This is a genomic window from Amycolatopsis sp. cmx-11-32 (assembly GCF_047608695.1).
Taxonomy (GTDB): Bacteria; Actinomycetota; Actinomycetes; order Mycobacteriales; family Pseudonocardiaceae; genus Amycolatopsis.
Genome location: NZ_JADNQN010000004.1, coordinates 424277 through 442977 on the forward strand (window position 1 = coordinate 424277; position 18701 = coordinate 442977).

The 18701-nt window shown below is 68.1% G+C and carries 18 protein-coding genes; 11 read left to right on the forward strand and 7 right to left on the reverse strand.

Features of this window, described 5'->3' with window-relative positions:
* Positions 1-44 precede the first annotated feature (44 nt).
* The 3 genes from ACM6LR_RS14450 to ACM6LR_RS14460 form a co-directional block, all read right to left on the reverse strand.
* Complete coding sequence (locus tag ACM6LR_RS14450) at positions 45-1598, reverse strand: PucR family transcriptional regulator (protein ID WP_414939442.1); 1554 nt, start codon at positions 1596-1598, stop codon at positions 45-47.
* A 191-nt stretch (positions 1599-1789) separates the two neighbouring features.
* On the reverse strand, positions 1790-2227 hold the full coding sequence (locus tag ACM6LR_RS14455) for a VOC family protein (protein ID WP_414939441.1): 438 nt from the start codon (positions 2225-2227) through the stop codon (positions 1790-1792).
* Entirely contained in the window at positions 2224-2583 is a 360-nt protein-coding gene (locus tag ACM6LR_RS14460) for a PadR family transcriptional regulator (RefSeq protein ID WP_414939440.1), read from the reverse strand. The genes ACM6LR_RS14455 and ACM6LR_RS14460 overlap by 4 nt, the downstream gene beginning before the upstream one ends.
* Before the next feature lie 57 nt (positions 2584-2640).
* Here ACM6LR_RS14460 and ACM6LR_RS14465 point away from each other — a divergent pair, with 57 nt between their 5' ends.
* From ACM6LR_RS14465 to metX, 3 genes are all read left to right on the forward strand, one after another.
* On the forward strand, positions 2641-3039 hold the full coding sequence (locus tag ACM6LR_RS14465) for a VOC family protein (RefSeq protein ID WP_414939439.1): 399 nt from the start codon (positions 2641-2643) through the stop codon (positions 3037-3039).
* Between the two features lie 78 nt (positions 3040-3117).
* Positions 3118-4419 (forward strand): bifunctional o-acetylhomoserine/o-acetylserine sulfhydrylase, encoded by a 1302-nt coding sequence (locus ACM6LR_RS14470; protein ID WP_414939438.1) that lies wholly within the window; start codon positions 3118-3120, stop codon positions 4417-4419.
* Complete coding sequence (gene metX / locus ACM6LR_RS14475) at positions 4416-5537, forward strand: homoserine O-acetyltransferase MetX (RefSeq protein WP_414939437.1); 1122 nt, start codon at positions 4416-4418, stop codon at positions 5535-5537. The genes ACM6LR_RS14470 and metX overlap by 4 nt, the downstream gene beginning before the upstream one ends.
* 255 nt (positions 5538-5792) lie before the next feature.
* Here metX and ACM6LR_RS14480 read toward each other — a convergent pair whose 3' ends face one another.
* Both ACM6LR_RS14480 and ACM6LR_RS14485 read right to left on the reverse strand, forming a co-directional pair.
* On the reverse strand, positions 5793-6290 hold the full coding sequence (locus tag ACM6LR_RS14480) for a hypothetical protein (protein ID WP_414939436.1): 498 nt from the start codon (positions 6288-6290) through the stop codon (positions 5793-5795).
* Between the two features lie 57 nt (positions 6291-6347).
* The gene (locus ACM6LR_RS14485) at positions 6348-6938 is read right to left on the reverse strand and encodes a TetR/AcrR family transcriptional regulator (RefSeq protein ID WP_414939435.1); all 591 of its coding nucleotides are present in this window, start codon (positions 6936-6938) and stop codon (positions 6348-6350) included.
* A 151-nt stretch (positions 6939-7089) separates the two neighbouring features.
* Here ACM6LR_RS14485 and ACM6LR_RS14490 point away from each other — a divergent pair, with 151 nt between their 5' ends.
* From ACM6LR_RS14490 to ACM6LR_RS14525, 8 genes are all read left to right on the forward strand, one after another.
* Entirely contained in the window at positions 7090-7899 is an 810-nt protein-coding gene (locus ACM6LR_RS14490) for an SGNH/GDSL hydrolase family protein (protein WP_414943947.1), read from the forward strand.
* Between the two features lie 151 nt (positions 7900-8050).
* Entirely contained in the window at positions 8051-9664 is a 1614-nt protein-coding gene (locus ACM6LR_RS14495) for a carboxyl transferase domain-containing protein (protein WP_414939433.1), read from the forward strand.
* 2 nt (positions 9665-9666) lie between these two features.
* Positions 9667-11652 carry a biotin carboxylase N-terminal domain-containing protein gene (locus ACM6LR_RS14500; protein ID WP_414943948.1) on the forward strand — a complete coding sequence of 662 codons (1986 nt, stop codon included), beginning with the start codon at positions 9667-9669 and terminating at the stop codon, positions 11650-11652.
* Positions 11649-12803, forward strand: coding sequence for an acyl-CoA dehydrogenase family protein (locus ACM6LR_RS14505; protein WP_414939431.1), 1155 nt, complete (start codon positions 11649-11651; stop codon positions 12801-12803). Before ACM6LR_RS14500 ends, ACM6LR_RS14505 begins: the two co-directional genes overlap by 4 nt.
* Positions 12804-12856: 53 nt before the next feature.
* Complete coding sequence (map, locus tag ACM6LR_RS14510) at positions 12857-13624, forward strand: type I methionyl aminopeptidase (protein ID WP_414939430.1); 768 nt, start codon at positions 12857-12859, stop codon at positions 13622-13624.
* 9 nt (positions 13625-13633) lie between these two features.
* A complete protein-coding gene (locus ACM6LR_RS14515) occupies positions 13634-14140 on the forward strand; it encodes a GNAT family N-acetyltransferase (RefSeq protein ID WP_414939429.1) in 507 nt (168 codons plus the stop codon).
* An 86-nt stretch (positions 14141-14226) separates the two neighbouring features.
* Complete coding sequence (locus ACM6LR_RS14520) at positions 14227-15093, forward strand: SDR family oxidoreductase (RefSeq protein ID WP_414939428.1); 867 nt, start codon at positions 14227-14229, stop codon at positions 15091-15093.
* Between the two features lie 117 nt (positions 15094-15210).
* Positions 15211-16266, forward strand: a complete 1056-nt coding sequence (locus tag ACM6LR_RS14525; protein ID WP_414939427.1) for an alpha/beta fold hydrolase — start codon at positions 15211-15213, stop codon at positions 16264-16266.
* Between the two features lie 3 nt (positions 16267-16269).
* Here the strand turns inward: ACM6LR_RS14525 and ACM6LR_RS14530 are convergent, their stop codons facing one another.
* Together ACM6LR_RS14530 and ACM6LR_RS14535 are read right to left on the reverse strand one after the other, a co-directional pair.
* Complete coding sequence (locus tag ACM6LR_RS14530; protein WP_414939426.1) at positions 16270-17262, reverse strand: MASE1 domain-containing protein; 993 nt, start codon at positions 17260-17262, stop codon at positions 16270-16272.
* Between the two features lie 160 nt (positions 17263-17422).
* Positions 17423-18631 carry an acyl-CoA dehydrogenase family protein gene (locus tag ACM6LR_RS14535; protein WP_414939425.1) on the reverse strand — a complete coding sequence of 403 codons (1209 nt, stop codon included), beginning with the start codon at positions 18629-18631 and terminating at the stop codon, positions 17423-17425.
* Between the last annotated feature and the right edge of the window lie 70 nt (positions 18632-18701).

An 18701-nucleotide genomic window follows, 5' to 3' on the forward strand; every position in this document is an offset into this window, starting at 1 on the left:
CGACAAAGTGTTCGTTATTGAACAGAACGAAGTGGAATCCCGTGTCAGCTCCACCGCAGCGAAACGAGTTGCGTGATCAACGCCAGCCGGACGTCGGGATCGTCGAGATCCAGCGGCACGAGGCCGAGCAGTCGCCGCATGCGGTACCGCAGGGTGTTGGGATGGATCCGCAGTTCCTCCGCGGCGGCGCGTGGGTCGCCGGGATGCCGGAGCCATTGGTAGAGCGTGTCGACGTAGCCGCTCTCGTGGGCTTCGTCGTGCGCGTGCAGCAGGCCGAGCGGGCCGAGTTCGGCCACCTTCGCGGTGCTCGCGGCCGTGGCCCCGCGATGTAAGGACAGAGCTGTCCATGCCTCGTCGAAGACCACGACACGGCCGGGGACGAGCTTGGCGCGCAGCAGGCCCAACGCCTCGTCGGCCTGGGCCCGTGACGTCGCGAGTTCCCCGATCTCGCAGGCGGAACCCGCGGCCGCCCGCGGGGTGCCGCCTCGCCTTGGTGTCGGCAGGGCTTCGAGCGCGGCCCGGAGTTCGTCCCAGCCCTCGCCGTCCGGAACGACGGCGTAGAGCACGCCGCCGAGTTCGGTGGCCACCGGCCGCCTGCCGACGCCTTGGGAGATCCGTTCGAGGAGGGCGAGCCGCAACCCCTCGTCGTCACGGCCGTCGCCGCCGGAGACCTCGATGACGACGACGCGGTGTGGCACTTCCGACAGGTCGAGTTCCGCGATCGCCTTACGCGGGCTGGCCTTCCCTTCGAGCACGGCACGCAGGAGTTCGGCCGAGACGCGGCGTTGGGAGTCGGTGTGCGCGCGGCGGCGCAGCAGGTGCAGCGCGACGACGGGCGCCGCGTCGGCGAACGCGGCCGCGCGTTCGTCGGAGACCGGGCCCGCGACGACCGCCCACATCGAACCGAGCAGTTCGCCGCCCATCCGGATCGGCACGATGAGCCGGGGCAGGGTGCCGTCGCGCTGCGCGGGCACGAAGATCGTTTGCCGCCCACGGGAAAGCTCGCGGAACACGCCTCGCGAACGGAACCGCGCGAGCACGTCGTCGGGGATGCGGCGGCCCATGATGGTGGACACGCGCGCCGAGTCGGTCAGGTCCTGCCGGGCCGAGTAGGCGAGCACCCGCGAGTTGGTGTCCTCGATGGTGACGGGCGCGTCGACGACCGAGGCGACCGCGTCGGCGAGCCGGAAAAGATCGCCGGAACCGGGGCCGCCGCCGTCCTCCAGTGCGTCGGACTCGTCGGCGAGCGCGTCGAGGACGGTCCTGAGCAGCCAGACGAGCTGGGCCCACGACGTCGCCGAGCGCACTTCGATCAACGCGATGTCCGCCGACTTCGCCGCTCGCTTCACTGACGGTTTGGCCGCGAGCGGAGGTTTCAGCAGGACGGCGGCGGCGCCTTTCGCCGCGCCGAGCTTGACCAGTTCCGCGGCGTCCGACGTGTCGGTGATGGCGACGCCGAGCACGAGGTCACCCGCGGCGAGGGTGGTGCCGGGTTCGGCGATGACGACATCACCGACGGCCGGGGACTCTTCGGGCACCTGCAGGGCGTGCAGCAGCGTCGGACCGACCCGGTCGACAACGCTGCGCACGGAAACCATGCTTTATTTTGCGCCCGCTGACGAAAACGCGCCGCAGGGGCCGTCCCGAAGATCGCTCCCGTCGAGCGCCGAGGGGCCCCTTCATCGCGTTTTCGTGGGCCTTCGGCCCAAAGAGAGCGGGCGGGGTGAAGTCTCCTCGTCGCGCTGACGCGCTACCCGAGGAGACGTCCGCCGGTCACCTGAGGCACACGTCAGACCTCGGGTGGCGTCCTGGCATCGATGTCTTCCGGGGTGAACCGCTCCCGTTTGGTCGTCAGCGCCCACCGGTGCCCGTCGGGATCGACGATCCGGCCATACCGCTCGCCGAAGAACATCTCCTCGACCGGCGCCTCCACCCGCGCGCCCGCGAACACCGCGCGTCGCACGAGGTCGTCGGGGTCCTCGGTCTCCAGGGTCAGCAGCATCGGCGTGCCGCCGAGGGTCGCGGGCGCGAGCGCGTCCAGTTGCGGGATCTCCTGGCTCACCAGCAGCCGCGCGTCGCCGACGGCGAGTTCCACGAACAGCACGACACCGTTCGGCAGCACGTTGCGGAACAGCTCCACGGCCCCGAATGCCTTGCCGTAGAACAAAAGTGATGTGTCCACGTCCTTGACGAACAGATGGGGGACGAGCCCGAGCGCCCGGCTCACGCCGACTCTGCCCGCTTCAGCAGCCCCGCTTGACCGGCCACGGCGACCAGCCGGCTCAGGAACTCAGCCTCGCGCGCGGCGACGTCCCGGCCGGCGCGGGTCAGCCGGTAGTAGCGGCGGCGCGAGTCGTGCGGCTGGTCTTCGCTCGCTTCGGGAGCCTCCTCGACCAGGCCGTCGGCGACGAGCCTGGCCAGTGTCCGATACAGCGTGCCCGGCCCGAGCCGGTCGGCGCCGCCGCTCACCTCGTCGACGAAACCCATGATCGCGTATCCGTGCGCGCGACCGCCCTTGCCGCTCGCGAGGGCCAGCAGGGTCTGGAACGCCGCAGGGGTGAGCTGGGGGTTGCCGTCGGCCATTCGGGAAGCATACGCTCCGGTCCCGTTATATCCATGATGGATACAAAGGAGCTGGACGTGGCGATTCAGGGAGTCAACAAAATCGTCGTCGGGGTGCGGGACCAGGAACGGGCGAAGCGGTTCTGGTCGGAGGTCGTCGGATTCGAGATCACCACCGACGCGCCCTACGACGACCAGGGGAACCGGTGGGTCGAGGTCACCACCGCCGACGGCGCGACGGCACTCGTACTGAGTACTTCGCCGGAGGACCTCAAACGCTTCGAGGTGCGCGACGAGATCCCGACGGCCAACTTCTTCTTCTACGCCGACGACATCGGAAAGACGTACGAGGAGCTTTCGGCGAAAGGTGTCGAGTTCCCGGCTCGCCCGGAGAAGCAGCCCTGGGGCTGGTGGGCGATGTTCGTCGACTCCGAGGGCAACCGGTTCGCCCTTCAGGAGAGGAATCCCACCCCCTGAGAGTAGTTGGGTGCTCCGTACGGCGGAGCTAGCTTCGGTGGCAACAGGCCGTATCCCTTGACCGCTAGGAGAATCGCGATGAGCGCGGATGGATGGTCATTCGAGACCAAGCAGATCCACGCGGGTGCGGCGCCGGACACCGCCACCGGCGCGCGGGCCACCCCGATCTACCAGACCACCTCGTACGTGTTCCGCGACAGCCAGCACGGCGCCGACCTGTTCAGCCTCGCCGAGCCGGGCAACATCTACACGCGGATCAACAACCCCACGCAGGACGTGCTGGAGCAGCGTCTCGCCGCGCTCGAAGGCGGCGTCGCGGCGCTGGCGTTCGCCTCCGGGAGCGCGGCCACGACGGCGGCCATCCTGAACCTCGCGAACGCGGGCGACCACTTCGTCTCCAGCCCGTCGCTCTACGGCGGCACCTACAACCTCTTCCACTACACGCTGCCGAAGCTCGGCATCGAGGTCTCGTTCGTCGAGGACCAGGACGACATCGAGCAGTGGAAGGCCGCGGTCCGGCCCAACACCAAGCTGTTCTTCGCCGAGACGCTGGCCAACCCGGGTAGCAACGTCCTCGACATCCGCGCGGTCGCCGACGCCGCGCACGAATCCGGTGTCCCGCTGGTCGTGGACAACACCGTGCCGACCCCGTATCTCGTTCGCCCGATCGAGCACGGCGCCGACGTCGTGGTCCACTCCGCGACCAAGTACCTCGGCGGCCACGGCACCACGGTCGCCGGTGTGCTGGTCGACGGCGGCACCTTCGACTTCGGCAAGGACCCCGCGCGTTTCCCCGGTTTCACCGAGGCCGACCCGAGCTACCACGGTCTCAAGTACTGGGAAGCACTCGGCCCTGGCGCGTACGCCGCCAAGGCCCGCGTCCAGATCCTGCGCGACACCGGTGCCGCGATCGCACCGCTGAACAGTTTCCTGATCCTGCAAGGGATCGAGACGCTGTCGCTGCGTCTGGAGCGGCACGTGTCCAACGCGCAGGCGCTGGCCGAATGGCTGGAACAGCGCGACGAGGTCGAGAAGGTGTATTACGCCGGGCTGCCGTCGAGCCCGTTCCATGAGGCCGCGAAGAAGTACCTGCCGAAGGGCGCGGGCGCGGTTCTTTCGTTCGACGTGCGTGGCGGTGTCGACGCCGGACGGGCCTTTGTGGACGGTACGGAGTTGCACAGCCAGCTGGTCAACATCGGCGACGTGCGCAGCCTGATCGTGCACCCCGCTTCGACGACGCACAGCCAGCTTTCACCGGAGGAGCAGGTGTCGAGCGGTGTGACGCCGGGGCTCGTGCGGCTCGCTGTCGGACTGGAAGGGATCGAGGACCTCAAGGCCGACCTCGAGGCCGGATTCCGGGCGGCCAAGGCGGCTCTGTGACCGAGGCTCGCGATCTCCCTCCCGCCACCGGTGCGTGGCGGGAGGGAGATCCGCCTGGCCGGCGCCGGTTCGTCACCGGCGCCCAGGTGCTCGAAACGGGGCAGGAGTTGCCTTTCACGCTCGCCTACGAGACTTGGGGTACGCTGAATGCCGGTGCCTCCAACGCTGTCCTCGTCGAGCACGCGCTGACCGGTGACAGTCACGCCGTCGGCCCGGCCGAGGACGGCCACGTCAGCCCTGGCTGGTGGGACGGGCTGATCGGCCCCGGCAAGGCGATCGACACGGACGCGTTCTTCGTCGTGGCCCCGAACGTGCTCGGCGGCTGCCAGGGCTCGACCGGTCCGTCGTCCTCGCATCCGGATGGAAACCCTTGGGGCAGCAGGTTTCCCGCTGTCACCGTGCGGGACCAGGTGGCCGCCGAAGTCGTCCTCGCCGACGCGCTGGGCGTCGGCAGCTGGGCCGCGGTGCTCGGCGGTTCGATGGGCGGGATGCGCGCGCTGGAATGGGCGGTGAGTGAGCCGGGCAGGGTCGAGTCGCTGCTCGTCCTCGCCTCGACGGCGCAGGCGTCGGCCGACCAGATCGCCTGGGCCGCACCGCAACTGCACGCCATCCGGTCCGATCCGGGCTGGCACGGCGGCGACTATCACGACGTCCCCGGCGGTGGCCCGGACGCCGGTCTCGGCATCGCGCGCCGGATCGCGCACATCACCTATCGCAGCGAAGGTGAACTGTCGCAACGATTCGGCCGCCGGTACCAAGACGACGAGGACCCGCTGCGCGGCGGCCGGTTCGCCATCGAGTCCTATTTGGACCATCACGCCGGGAAGCTGTCCCGCCGGTTCGACGCCGGCAGCTACGTGGTGCTCACCGAAACGATGAACACCCACGACGTCGGCCGCGGCCGGGGTGGCGTCGCGAACGCGCTCGGCCGGATCACCGCGCGGACGGTCGCCGCCGGAGTGGACAGTGACCGGCTCTACCCGCTGTACCAGTCACAGGCGATCGCGGACGCCGTCACGGGCGCGGAATTCGCCGTCATCGGCTCGCCGTACGGGCACGACTCGTTCCTGATCGAGACGGAACAGATCGCGCGGCTGGTGAAACTGCTTCTCGGCTAGTCGGCGACGGTGTCCGAGTCTTGCGGTGGTGGTGAGTGGCGATTTGGGCTTCTTTGAGGGGTAGGGCATCGGTGGCGTCGGAGGGGTGTGTGGATATAGGGACGTTGAGTGTCCCGGTTTCCACACGCCCCGTCCGGTTCCGGTGGTCATGGGGGCTGTCGTGCGGGACTGGGTGGATTTTGGGTCATCTGACGTCCCGAAATCCACACGGTGAGTTCGGCAGCGGGACCGTGTCCGTGCGCGACCTGGCCGACGTTAGTCCGCGACGGCGTCCGAGATCCACGGCGCCACCGGCAGGTCCCGGTCGAGGCATTCCGTCGACAGCCGGATCGTCCAGCGCAGGGCCTGCAGCACCAGGCTGTCGACCTCGTCGGGTGCGGCGTTGGCGAGCGCGATCTCGACCTGTTCCTGCGCGGCCTCGCTGTTGCCGTGCACCTCGGCCAGGAGCGTGCGCACGGCGGTCCGCACGGGCGGATCCGCCTGATCGATGGAGACCTCTTCGCCGTCCTCGTCGAACACCTGCACCTTGACCGGCGCGCTGCCGCCGTCGCCCAAAGTCGACACCATGACGCTGCATTCGCCGAAGAGCATCATTACGAGTTCTTTGGTCTCTTCGGAGCGGGCCTGCGGCTCGACGGCGGTCGGCGTGAGCTCGTCGAGCGCCTCGGCGTCCTCCCCGAGACTGATCGCCACGAGCGCACGCTGCGCCTTTTCGACGAGCCTCCGCTCGTACTCGCTCCTGTCCGGCTCCACGTGCCTATCAAACACCAGAGGACGGAAGAGTGGCGATAGGCCGAAACCCGGACGGGGTCACTTCGCGGCGCGTAGTGCACCCAGCGCGAGACGGCAGAGCATTTCGGCGAGTTCGTTGTCACCGAGATGGCGGTTGTACGGCGTCGAGTTGATCAACCCGAAGACCGCGTGCGCCGCCGACCGCGCCTGCCGCTCGCCGATCCCGGGGACGGCGTCACTGATCGCGCGCACCCACACTTCGACGTACTGCCGCTGGAGGGCCCGGACCTGCTTGCGGTCACTGTCGGTGAGATTGGCGAGGTTGCGCTCCTGGACGGTGATCAGCGCGGGATGCGCGAGCGCGAACTCTACGTGAAAATCCACCAATGCTTCGAGAACCTCGCCGGGCTCGTCCCGCTGGCTCGCCCTCGCCGTCCCGCCGTCGAGGAGGTAGCGGCTGATCGAGTTCAACATCTCGCCGAGAATGGCGTCCTTGCTGCGGAAATGCCGGTACAGCGCCGGACCGGAGATGCCGACCGCCGCGCCGATGTCATCGATGCCGACGCCGTGGAAACCGTGGTGGGCGAAGAGTTCGGAGGCGGCGGCCATGATCTGTTCGCGCCTGTTCGCCTTTTCGCCGTTCACGAGTGGGGTGGGGTTCGCCGGCATCTGGCCATATTAAGGCTGTGTGTTAGCGAGCGCTAACACGCGGCCGTACCTCCAGCTTGAGCCAAGCGGGTTACCTGGGGAAATGACCCTTTTGCGTGGAGCTGCCACCTGGTAGTGCTTTGTCTTGTTAACTTGTCACGAAGGAGTGACCATGGCCGTCCCTGCTCGGATCAAAGCGTTTTCCTTCACTCGTTCAGTCGCGGCCCTGGGGGTCGCTGTCCTTGCCACCTTCGGTCTCGCCGGCACCGCTCAAGCGGCGACCAACTACGTGGCGCTCGGTGACTCGTACTCGTCCGGCGTCGGTGCCGGCAGCTACGGGAACTCGGGCGACTGCATGCGCAGTGCCAACTCCTATCCCCAGCTGTGGGCCAACGCCCACGCCGGGACCACGTTCAAGTTCGTCGCGTGCTCGGGGGCGCGCACCGGCGACGTACTGAGCCAGGCCGCGAACGTCACCTCCAGCACCACGCTGGTCACGGTGTCGGTCGGCGGCAACGACGCCGGATTCGCCGACGTCATGACCACCTGTACCACCGGCAGTGACCAGACCTGTATCAACCGGGTCAACACCGCGAAGAACTACGTCAACAACACGCTGCCCGGGCTGCTGAACAACGTCTACAGCACGATCAAGTCGAAGGCTCCGGCCGCGAAGCTGGTCGTCCTCGGCTACCCGCGCTTCTACACGGTGCCGGGTTCGTGCTCGGTCGGGCTCAGTGACACCAAGCGCTCCGCGATCAACTCGGGCTCCGACACGCTGGCGTCGGTGCTCTCGGCGCGGGCCTCCGCCCACGGCGCGAAGTTCGTCGATGTGCGGAGTGCGTTCACCGGGCACAACATCTGCTCGTCGGCCAACGACTACCTGCACAGCCTCACCTGGCCGATCGTGAACTCCTACCACCCGACGGCCGCCGGACAGCGCGGCGGCTACTACGCCCCGCTGGTCGCCGCGATCGGCTGATTTTCACCGGAGTACGTGAAGGCCCCCTTCCTTGCGCTAAGTGCAAGGAGGGGGGCCTTCACGTACTTGCGGGGTGCGGTGGACAAGCGAGGTTAGTGGCCGTTAACCTACGAGGGCGAGTTAACGACGGCTAACTTGGCGACGAGGAGCCATGGACACACCCGTACTGAGTACTTCGGCCGATCCGGGCAGCGACGACTACGCCCGCGGCGTCACCTCCCATGTCGAGCTGGTCGAGGATCTGCGCGAGCGGCTCGCCGCGGCCCGGCTCGGGGGCCCGGAGAAATCCCGCACCCGCCACGTCGAGCGGGGCAAACTCCTGCCGCGCGACCGGGTCGACACCCTCCTCGACCCGGGTTCGCCGTTCTTGGAGCTGTCCCCGCTGGCCGCCACCGGACTGTACGACGACGAGGCGCCATCGGCTGGGATCATCACCGGAATCGGGCGGGTCTCCGGCCGCGAATGCGTGATCGTCGCCAACGACGCCACGGTCAAGGGCGGCACCTACTACCCGATGACCGTCAAGAAGCACCTGCGCGCGCAAGAGGTCGCGCTGCACAACAATCTGCCGTGCGTCTACCTGGTGGACTCCGGTGGCGCGTTTTTGCCGAGGCAGGACGAGGTCTTCCCGGATCGTGAACACTTCGGCCGGATCTTCTTCAACCAGGCGACGATGTCGGCGCGCGGTATCCCGCAGATCGCCGCGGTGCTCGGTTCCTGCACCGCCGGCGGCGCGTACGTCCCGGCGATGAGCGACGAAGCGGTCATCGTGCGCAATCAGGGCACCATCTTCCTCGGCGGCCCGCCGCTGGTGAAGGCCGCGACCGGCGAGGTCGTCACGGCCGAGGAACTCGGCGGCGGGGACGTCCACTCGCGTCAGTCCGGCGTCACCGACCACTTGGCCGAGGACGACGCCGACGCGCTCCGCATTGTTCGCTCGATCGTGTCTACTTTGGGGCCGCGTACCCCGCGCCCGTGGGATGTCCTTCCGACCGAGGCGCCGGTCGCCGACCCGAACGAGTTGTACGGCGTCGTCCCGACCGACCCGCGCGTGCCCTACGACGTCCGCGAGGTCATCGCCCGGATCGTCGACGGCAGCCGGTTCGGCGAGTTCAAGAAGGAGTACGGCTCGACGCTGGTCACCGGGTTCGCCCGGATCCACGGCCACCCGGTCGGGATCGTCGCGAACAACGGCGTGCTGTTCGCCGAGTCGGCGATGAAGGGCGCGCACTTCATCGAACTGTGCGACAAACGCTCGATCCCGCTGCTGTTCCTGCAGAACATCACCGGCTTCATGGTCGGCAAGGCCTACGAAGCCGGAGGCATCGCGAAGCACGGGGCGAAGATGGTCACCGCGGTGGCCTGCGCGCGTGTGCCGAAACTGACCGTCGTCATCGGCGGCTCGTTCGGCGCGGGGAACTACTCGATGTGCGGCCGCGCGTACTCGCCGCGGTTCCTGTGGATGTGGCCGAACGCGCGGATCTCGGTCATGGGCGGCGAGCAGGCGGCGTCCGTGCTTTCGACGGTCCGCCGTGACGCCATCGAGGCACGCGGCGGCGAATGGTCCACAGAGGACGAAGAGACCTTCAAGGATCCGATCCGCGAGCAGTACGAGGCGCAGGGCGGCCCGTACTACTCGACGGCGCGGCTCTGGGACGACGGCGTGATCGACCCGGCGGACACCCGCACGGTGCTCGGCCTCGCGCTGTCCGCGGCGGCCAACGCGCCCCTTTCCGATGTCAACTACGGCGTTTTCCGGATGTGAGCATGTTCGACACGGTTCTGGTCGCCAATCGCGGGGAGATCGCCGTCCGCGTGATCCGTTCGCTGCAGGGGCTCGGTATTCGTTCGGTCGCGGTGTACAGCGACGCGGACGCCGACGCCCGGCACGTCCGCGAGGCGCATACGGCGGTCCGCATCGGCCCCGCCGAGGCGGCGAAAAGCTATCTGTCCATTCCGGCGATCGTCCAAGCGGCGCTCGACACGGGCGCGCAGGCGGTCCACCCGGGCTACGGTTTCCTCGCGGAGAACGCGGAATTCGCCCGCGCCTGTGCCGAGGCGGGGTTGGTCTTCATCGGCCCGCCGGTCGAGGCGATCGACGCCATGGGCGACAAGATCCGCGCCAAGGCGACGGTGTCCAAGGCGGGTGTCCCCGTCGTGCCCGGTGCGTCCGATGTGGACATTCCCGAAGGTGGTTTCACCGCCGCCGCTGAGAAGGTCGGCTATCCACTGCTGATCAAACCGTCCGCCGGTGGTGGCGGCAAGGGTATGCGGCTGGTGAACGCGACGTCCGAATTGGCCGCCGCCGTGGAGTCCGCTCGCCGTGAGGCCAAGGGTTCCTTCGGTGACGACACGCTGCTGATCGAGCGGTTCGTCACCACGCCGCGGCATATCGAGATCCAGGTGCTCGCCGACACGCACGGCAACGTGATCCATCTCGGTGAGCGCGAGTGCAGTCTGCAGCGGCGTCACCAGAAGATCATCGAAGAGGCGCCGTCGGTCCTGCTCGACGGTCCCTCGCGCGCGCGAATGGGCGCGTCCGCCGTCGAGGCCGCCCGGTCGGTCGGGTACGTCGGCGCGGGAACGGTCGAGTTCATCGTGTCGGCCACCGCGCCGGACGAGTTCTTCTTCATGGAGATGAACACTCGTCTCCAGGTCGAGCATCCGGTGACCGAACTGGTGACCGGGCTCGATCTCGTGGAGTGGCAGGTCAAGATCGCCGCCGGCGCCGTGCTCACCGTGTCTCAGGAAGACGTCCGCTTGGACGGTCACGCCGTCGAAGCCCGGGTCTACGCCGAAGATCCCGCGCGCGGTTTCATTCCCACCGGCGGAACCGTGCTCGCCGTCCATGAACCGACCGGTGAGGGCGTGCGCGTCGACTCGTGGATGAGCGAGGGCGCGGTCATCGGTTCGAATTACGACCCGATGCTGGCCAAGGTGATCGCCTGGGGGCCGGACCGCGCCGCCGCGCTGCACCGCCTCGACCTGGCGCTCGCCGACACCGCGTTGCTCGGTCTCGGCACGAACGTCGCGTTCCTGCGCGGGCTGCTGGCGGACACCGATGTCCGGAACGGCAAGCTCGATACCGGCCTCGTCGACCGGCGACTGTCCACTTTGGTCTCCGAAGAGGTGCCGCCGGAGTTCTTCGTGGCGGCCGCGCTCGATCGGCTGCTCTCCTTGCAGCCCCAGGGATCGGTCATCGACCCGTGGGACGTACCGGACGGCTGGCGGCTCGGTGCGTCCGGCGGGATCGATTTCGCCCTGAAGTCCGGAAGCTCCGAAGCCGTTGTGCGAGTGCAGGGCACCCCGGCGAACGCGCTCGTCAGTGTCGACGGCGGTGTCCCTGTGCGGGTTTCGGCGCGGCGCGAGGGCGAGCTGCTGGAAGTCCGGCACCCCAGCGGATTCCACCGTTACCGGCACGCCGCCGGACGCGGGAAGACCGTCTGGCTCGCGCGGGACGGCCACAGCTTCGCGATCGGTGAGCGCGAGCGGCTGCGGTCGGCCGCCGGTGCCGCGGGCGGCGCGGGACCGGTCACCAGCCCGATGCCCGGCACCGTGCTCGTGGTCAAGGCCGCCGCCGGCGACGTCGTGAGCGCCAAGACGCCCCTCGTGGTCGTCGAGGCGATGAAGATGGAGCACACGATCACCGCGCCGATCGACGGCGTGGTCAGCGAACTCCCCGTCCGGGCGGGCCAACAGGTCGCGCTGGACGAAACGGTAGCCGTTGTGACACCCCAAAAGGATGGCCAATGATCGACTTTCGGCTGGATGACGAATACGAGGCGCTGCGCAAGACGGTCGAGGAATTCGCGCGCTCCGAGGTCGCCCCGGTCATCGGCGACCTGTACGAGCGGGAGGAGTTCCCGTACGAGATCGTCGCGAAAATGGCCGAGATGGGCTTGTTCGGGCTGCCCTTCCCCGAACAATACGGCGGCATGGGTGGCGACTACTTCGCGCTGTGCCTGACGCTCGAGGAACTCGCGCGGGTCGACTCGTCGGTCGCGATCACCGTCGAAGCCGGGGTTTCACTGGGCGCCATGCCGATCTACCGGTTCGGCACCGAGGAGCAGAAGGAAAAGTGGCTCCCGGAACTGTGCGCCGGGACCGCGCTCGGCGCTTTCGGGCTCACCGAACCGGGCGGCGGTTCGGACGCCGGCGCCACCCGCACGCGGGCGAAACTCGACGGTGACACCTGGGTGATCAACGGCAGCAAGTCGTTTATCACCAACTCCGGTACCGACATCACGAAACTGGTCACGGTCACCGCCGTGACCGACGTGAAGGAGAACGGGCGCAAGGAGATCTCGGCGATCATCGTCCCGTCCGGCACCCCGGGCTTCGCGGTGGCGCCGAAGTACTCCAAGGTCGGCTGGAACTGCTCGGACACGCACGAGCTGTCGTTCGACGACGTCCGTGTCCCGGCGGAGAACCTCGTCGGCGAACGCGGCCGGGGCTACGCCCAGTTCCTGTCCATTTTGGACGAAGGCCGGGTCGCGATCGCCGCGTTGAGCGTCGGACTCGCGCAGGGATGTGTCGACGAATGCCTGCGGTACGTCAAGGAACGCGAGGCGTTCGGGCACAAGATCGGTGAGTACCAGGCGATCCAGTTCAAGATCGCCGACATGGAAGTGCGCACGCACACGTCCCGGCTGGCGTACTACGCGGCGGCTTCGAAGATGCTGCGCGGCGAGCCGTTCAAGAAGGAGGCGTCGATCGCGAAGCTCGTCGCGTCGAACGCCGCCATGGACAACGCGCGCGACGCGACACAGATCTTCGGCGGGTACGGCTTCATGAACGAGTTCCCGGTGAGCCGGTTCTACCGGGACGCGAAGATCCTGGAGATCGGGGAGGGCACTTCGGAGGTGCAGCGGATGCTGATCGCGCGGCACCTCGGCGTCTCCTGACCCGTGAGTTACGGCTTGACGCACACGATAACTATACCGGTATAGTTATCGGCATGGTCGAGTTGAAATCCGCCACCGAGCTGGACGCCATGCGCGAGTCCGGCCGTGTCGTGGCGCGGACGTTGCAAGCGGTGAAGGACGCGTCGGCGATCGGCGTCAGCTTGAAGGAGCTGGACGAGATCGCCGCGCAGGTGATCCGGGACGCCGGCGCGAAACCGTCGTTCCTGCACTACCGGCCCCATTCCGCCCCGACGCCGTTTCCCGCCGTGATCTGCGCGAGCGTCAACGACGCCGTGGTCCACGGCATCCCGTCGGACTATCGCCTTCGTGACGGGGATCTGGTCAGCATCGACTCCGGCGCCTACATCGACGGCTGGCACGGGGACTCGGCGATCAGTTACGTCGTCGGCGAGGCCGATCCGGCCGACCTCGAACTCATCGCGACCACCGAACGCGCGCTGGCCGCCGGTATCGCGGCCGCGATACCGGGCAACAAGATGGGCGACATCTCCCACGCCGTCGGCACCGTCGGTCGCGAGGCTGGGTACGGCCTCCTCGACGGCCACGGCGGCCACGGCATCGGCCGCGCGATGCACGAGGACCCGCATCTGCCGAACGAGGGCAGGCCGGGCCGCGGCATGCGGCTCAAGCCGGGGCTGGTGCTCGCGATCGAGCCGATGCTCATCGCCGACGGCGTCGACGACTACCGGATCGCCGAGGACGGCTGGACGCTGCACACCGTGAACGGTTGCCGGGCCGCGCACGTCGAGCACACGGTCGCGATCACGGCGGAAGGCCCGCGCGTCCTCACGATGTTGTAAAACGGGAGGATGAGCGATTTCATCATCCGTAAGGGTGGTTCTGGGGACTTCCAAGCGTTGCTGGACATGTTCGACGACGCCGTCGCGTGGCTGGTCGAACGCGGTAGCGGTGGCCAGTGGGGAACCGAGCCGTGGTCCACGGTCCCGAAGCGGATCGAGCGGGTGCGCGGGATGGCCGGCGAACACGGGCTGTACATCGGCGAGGTCGGCGGCGAGGTGGCCGGGGCGATCATCCTCGGCGACGCGATGCACTACGCGCCGCCGGTCGGCGAACCCGAGCTCTACATCAGGCTGCTGCTCACCTCGCGCCGCTTCTCCGGGCACCGGGTCGGCTCGCGGCTCCTCGAGTTCGCGCTGGCCGAGGTGCGGGAACGGGGAATCGGCCTGCTCCGTGTCGATTGCTGGGCCGGCGGCGACGGTGGCCTGCAGCGTTACTACGAGCGCCAAGGTTTCACCCCGGCCGAGCGTTTCGACGTCAACGGCTGGATCGGGCAGGTGCTCGTACAGCGGCCGTAGGGCTGGCGTCATCGTGACTTCCGGTGCACCATAGTTGACAGATCGCCAACAGTGCCCCGGACAGCGAAGTCGCAGAGGAGCCCAGCATGGCCAGGCAGCAACCGCGTTCCCTAGCAGGCAAGGTCGTCGTGATCACCGGGGCGGCGCGGGGCATCGGGGCAGGCACCGCGACGGCCCTGTCCCGGCTCGGCGCCAAGGTGGTCATCGGCGACCTGGACCAGGTCCTCGCGGAGAAGACCGCGGCCGAACTGGGTGCGGAGGCGCTGCCGCTCGACGTCACCGACACCAAGGGCTTCACCGAGTTCCTCGACGAGGTCGAGCGGCGCGTCGGCCCGATCGACGTGCTGATCAACAACGCGGGCATCATGCCGCTCGCGCCGCTCGACGAAGAGGACGACGCCGCGACCCGGCGCCTGCTCGAGATCAACCTGCACGCGGTCATCCACGGCACTAGGGAAGCCGTGAAGCGGATGCGCCCGCGTGGCACCGGCCACATCGTCAACATCGCGTCGATGGCAGGAAAGGCCGGATTCCCCGGTGCCGCCACCTACTGCGCCACGAAACACGCCGTCGTCGGTTTGTCGGAATCAGTGCATCTGGAACTGCACGGAACGGGGGTGCTGGTCTCGTGCGTGATGCCCGCCGTCGTGCGCACGGAGCTGGCCAGCGGGCTCGGCGAGGCGAAGTTCTTCAAGTCGGTGCAGCCGGAAGATGTGGCGCAGGCCATTGTCGATGCGTTACGCCGTCCCAAATTCGACGTCTTCGTTCCCGCGTCGCTGGACGCCATGGGCAGGATCACACGGCTGCTCCCGCGGCGCCTCGGCGAAGGACTCCTTCGCGCCCTGGGCGGCGACAAGATTCTATCCTCCGCAACGCATTCCAGCGCTCGCGCGGAGTACGAATCGCGTGCCGCGCGGAGTGCGCCGACGGTGGAAAAGGATGCCGATTGTTAACTCGGACGGCCCAGTCACTGTCCGAAGTGGACGGCCTGTGACGGTGACGGTGTTGAGTCGGGCGCCCGCACGCGGCAAGATTACGGCTTACCGCGTTGATTCCTCAGGAGGCACCTCATGGCAACACCCCCGGCACGGCTCGCCGCCGCCGCGTCGAACGTCGTCGGGAAGGTGCTGCACGGTGGTGTCGCCGATCTTCGCCCGGTGCCGCGGGTCCTGCTCGACCAGGGCCCCAACCGTTCGGTGTACCGGCTGACGAACGGCAAGGACCCGGTGTCCGGCCCGCCGGTGCTGCTGGTGCCGCCGCTGGCCGCGCCCGCGCTGTGCTTCGACCTGCGCCGCGGTTGCAGTCTCGCCGAGCACCTGGTCGACGGCGGCCGCAACACCTACCTGGTCGACTACGGGAACGTCGCCTTCTCTGACCGGCGCCTCGGCATCGAGCACTGGATCGAAGAGGTGCTCCCGCGCGCGATCCGCAAGGTCAGCGAGGACTCCGGCGGCCGGGGCGTGCACGTCATCGCCTGGTGCCTCGGCGGGATCTTCTCCCTGCTGACCGCCGCCGACCAGCCCGAGCTGCCGATCGAGTCGATCGCGACCATCGCGTCGCCGTTCGATTTCACCGCGATCCCGCTGATCGCCCCGTTCCGCCCGCTCGTGGATCTCACCGGCGGCCACCTGCTGACCCCGATCTACCGCGTGCTCGGCGGCGCACCGTCCTATTTGGTCAGCCGGGTCTTCCGCGCGACCGGTATCAGCAAGGAGATCACCAAACCGCTGGCCATCCTGAAGAATCTCGATGACCGGGACTATCTCGCACAGATCGAGGCCGTCGATCACTTCATGGACAACATGATCGCCTACCCCGGGCGCACGTTCGGCCAGATCTACCACCGGTTCTTCCGCGCCAACGACCTGGCCGAGGGCACGGTGGACCTCAACGGCCGCATCATCGCGCTGTCCGGGATCAAGGTGCCGACCCTGGTCATCGCCGGGCAGAACGACACGATCGCCCCGCGCGCGGCCGTCGAACGGCTCACCGGTCTGCTGGACAACTCGCCGTCGGTGACCTTCGAGACCGCGCCCGGCGGGCACCTCGGCGTCCTCACCGGACGGAAGGCGCGCGGCACCACCTGGCGCCACCTCGACCGTTTCCTCGACGAGCAGGTCGCCTGAGCTTCAGTCGGCGAGTTCGTCGCTCTTGCGCTGGGTCATGGCACTGCGCAACGACTGGCGTGGCGCGATCGTGTCGACCATTTCGGTGATCTGGAGCCAGGCTTCGGTGATCTCCGCGGTCGCGCGGTCGCGTTGCAGGACGATGGTGGACAGCACCAGCGCCGTCATCCCGACAGAGGCGTCGAAGGCCTGTACGTGCAGCAAGCGGGGGACAAGCTCGTAGGAGCCGTAGGGGCCGAGCCCTCGTACGGCGGCGAAGATCGTGAAGGTGCAGACGCACAAGGAACACAGCAGTGCCCCGACCTGCCGGAAGCGCAGCGCCGCCCAGACGAGTACTGGGAAGACCACGAACAGCTTGGACGTGGTGATGGACGCGAGAAGCGCCGTGCCGGTGCCCACGATGGCCAGCGCGATCGCTTCGCCCCAGCGCGCCGGCGAGACTCGCTTCGGCAGGCGGAACTTCGGCGCGAGGAGTAACAGGGGGGTGATCGTCAGGACTCCCATCGCATCGCCGGTCCACCACACGAGTGCCGTGGGCCAGAAGTCCCCGGCGCCCAGCGCGCCGCCGAGGACCAGGACGCCGGTGCCCAGTACGGCGCTGAGGGCCGTGCCCCCGATCGCCCCGATCGTCACCAGGAGGACGGCGTCGGGAAGCCGGTCGAGCCGGTTGCGGAAGCCCAGCCGCCGCATCACCGCGTAGGCCAGCATCGGGCCGATCGTGTTGCCCGCGGAGATCGCCATGACGGTGGCGAGTGAAGGCCCGATGGCGATGTTCGTCAGGAGGGCGCCGAGGAAGATTCCCGGCCAGAACCGCGGACCGAGCAGCATCGGCACCGCCAGCGCGACCCCGGCCGCCGGCCACAGCGGCGAGATCTGCTCCCGCACGATGGCCCACTGGATACCGATCTGGCCGGTCGCGAAATAGCAGGCCGTCACGGCGAGGACGACGAGACACCTGCGTGCGACGGGGGAGAGCTGTCGAGCGGCGAGCCTCATCGCGACTCCGGGCCTCGCGGACAGGGGAGATTCGAGAGTACCTCTGCCCGGTCGTCGCGGTGGTTCACTTGATGGTGTTGTCGTGCTGGCGAGTTTGTGGGGAATAGACAAGAAAAGGGGCCCGTGCAGCTGCACGGGCCCCTTCACGACACTTCGGACGCTACTTGAGCTCCGCGCTCGTCTTTCCCAAGATCCGGCGAGCCACGATCAGCTGCTGGATCTGCTGTGTCCCCTCGAAAATGTCGAGGATCTTCGCGTCCCGGCTCCACTTTTCCAACAGCGATTCCTCGGTGTAGCCCCACGTTCCGGCCAGCTCTACACACTTCAGCGTGATTTCGACGACCGAGCGGCCCGCCTTCGCCTTGGCCATCGACGCCTGCAGCGAGTTCGGCTTGCGGTTGTCGGCCATCCACGCCGATTCCATGGTCAGCAGGTACGCTGATTCGTAGTCGGCCTCCAGCTGAAGGAACGTCGCGGCCGCGGCGTGCTGGCTGTGGACGGGCTTGTCGTAGTCGATCGTCACCCCGGCGTCGGTGAGGATCTTCCGGGTCTCTTCCAGTGCCGCGCGGGCGACACCGATGGCCATGGCGGCGACCAGCGGGCGGGTGTTGTCGAAGGTCTGCATGACCCCGGCGAAACCCTTGGCGGTGTCGATCTCCGGCGTGCCGAGAAGGTTTTCCTTGGGCACACGGACGTTCTCGAAACGCAGCACGGCGGTGTCGGAGGCGCGGATGCCGAGTTTGTGCTCGACGCGCACCACCTCGAAGCCGGGCGTGCCCTTCTCGACGACGAACGACTTGATCGCCGCGCGGCCCTTCGTCCTGTCCAGAGTGGCCCAGACGACGACGGCGTCGGCGCGCTCGCCCGCGGTCACGAAGATCTTCTCGCCGTTGATCACGTACTCGTCGCCGTCGAGGCGCGCGGTCGCGGTGATCGCGGCCGAGTCCGAGCCGCAGTCCGGTTCGGTGATCGCCATCGCGGCCCACAGCCCGGAGAACTTCTTGAGCTGTTCGTCCGTCGCGACCGAACCGATGGCGGCGTTGCCGAGACCCTGACGCGGCATCGACAGCAGCAGACCGACGTCGCCCCAGCACATCTCGATCGTGCCGAGCACGATGTTGAGGTTGGAACCGTTGCGGTTGCCCGGTTTCTCGTTCTTCTCGGACCGGCGGACCCCCGCCGCGCCCGCGCCGCCCTCACCGGAGGAGTTCAGCCCGTCCAGCAGCGCGGCGAACATGTCGAGTTCGGCCGGATAGGTGTGCTCGGCGCGGTCGTACTTGCGTGAGATCGGCCGGAACACCTCGGCCGCGGCCTGGTACGCCTGGTTGATCAGGCCGCCGGCCTTCTTCGGAACCTCAAGGTTGATCATGATTGCCTTTCGAAAGTCCTAGGCCGTGCCGTCAGGGGCCGCCTGGGCGCGAAGACCGCGAACACGACTT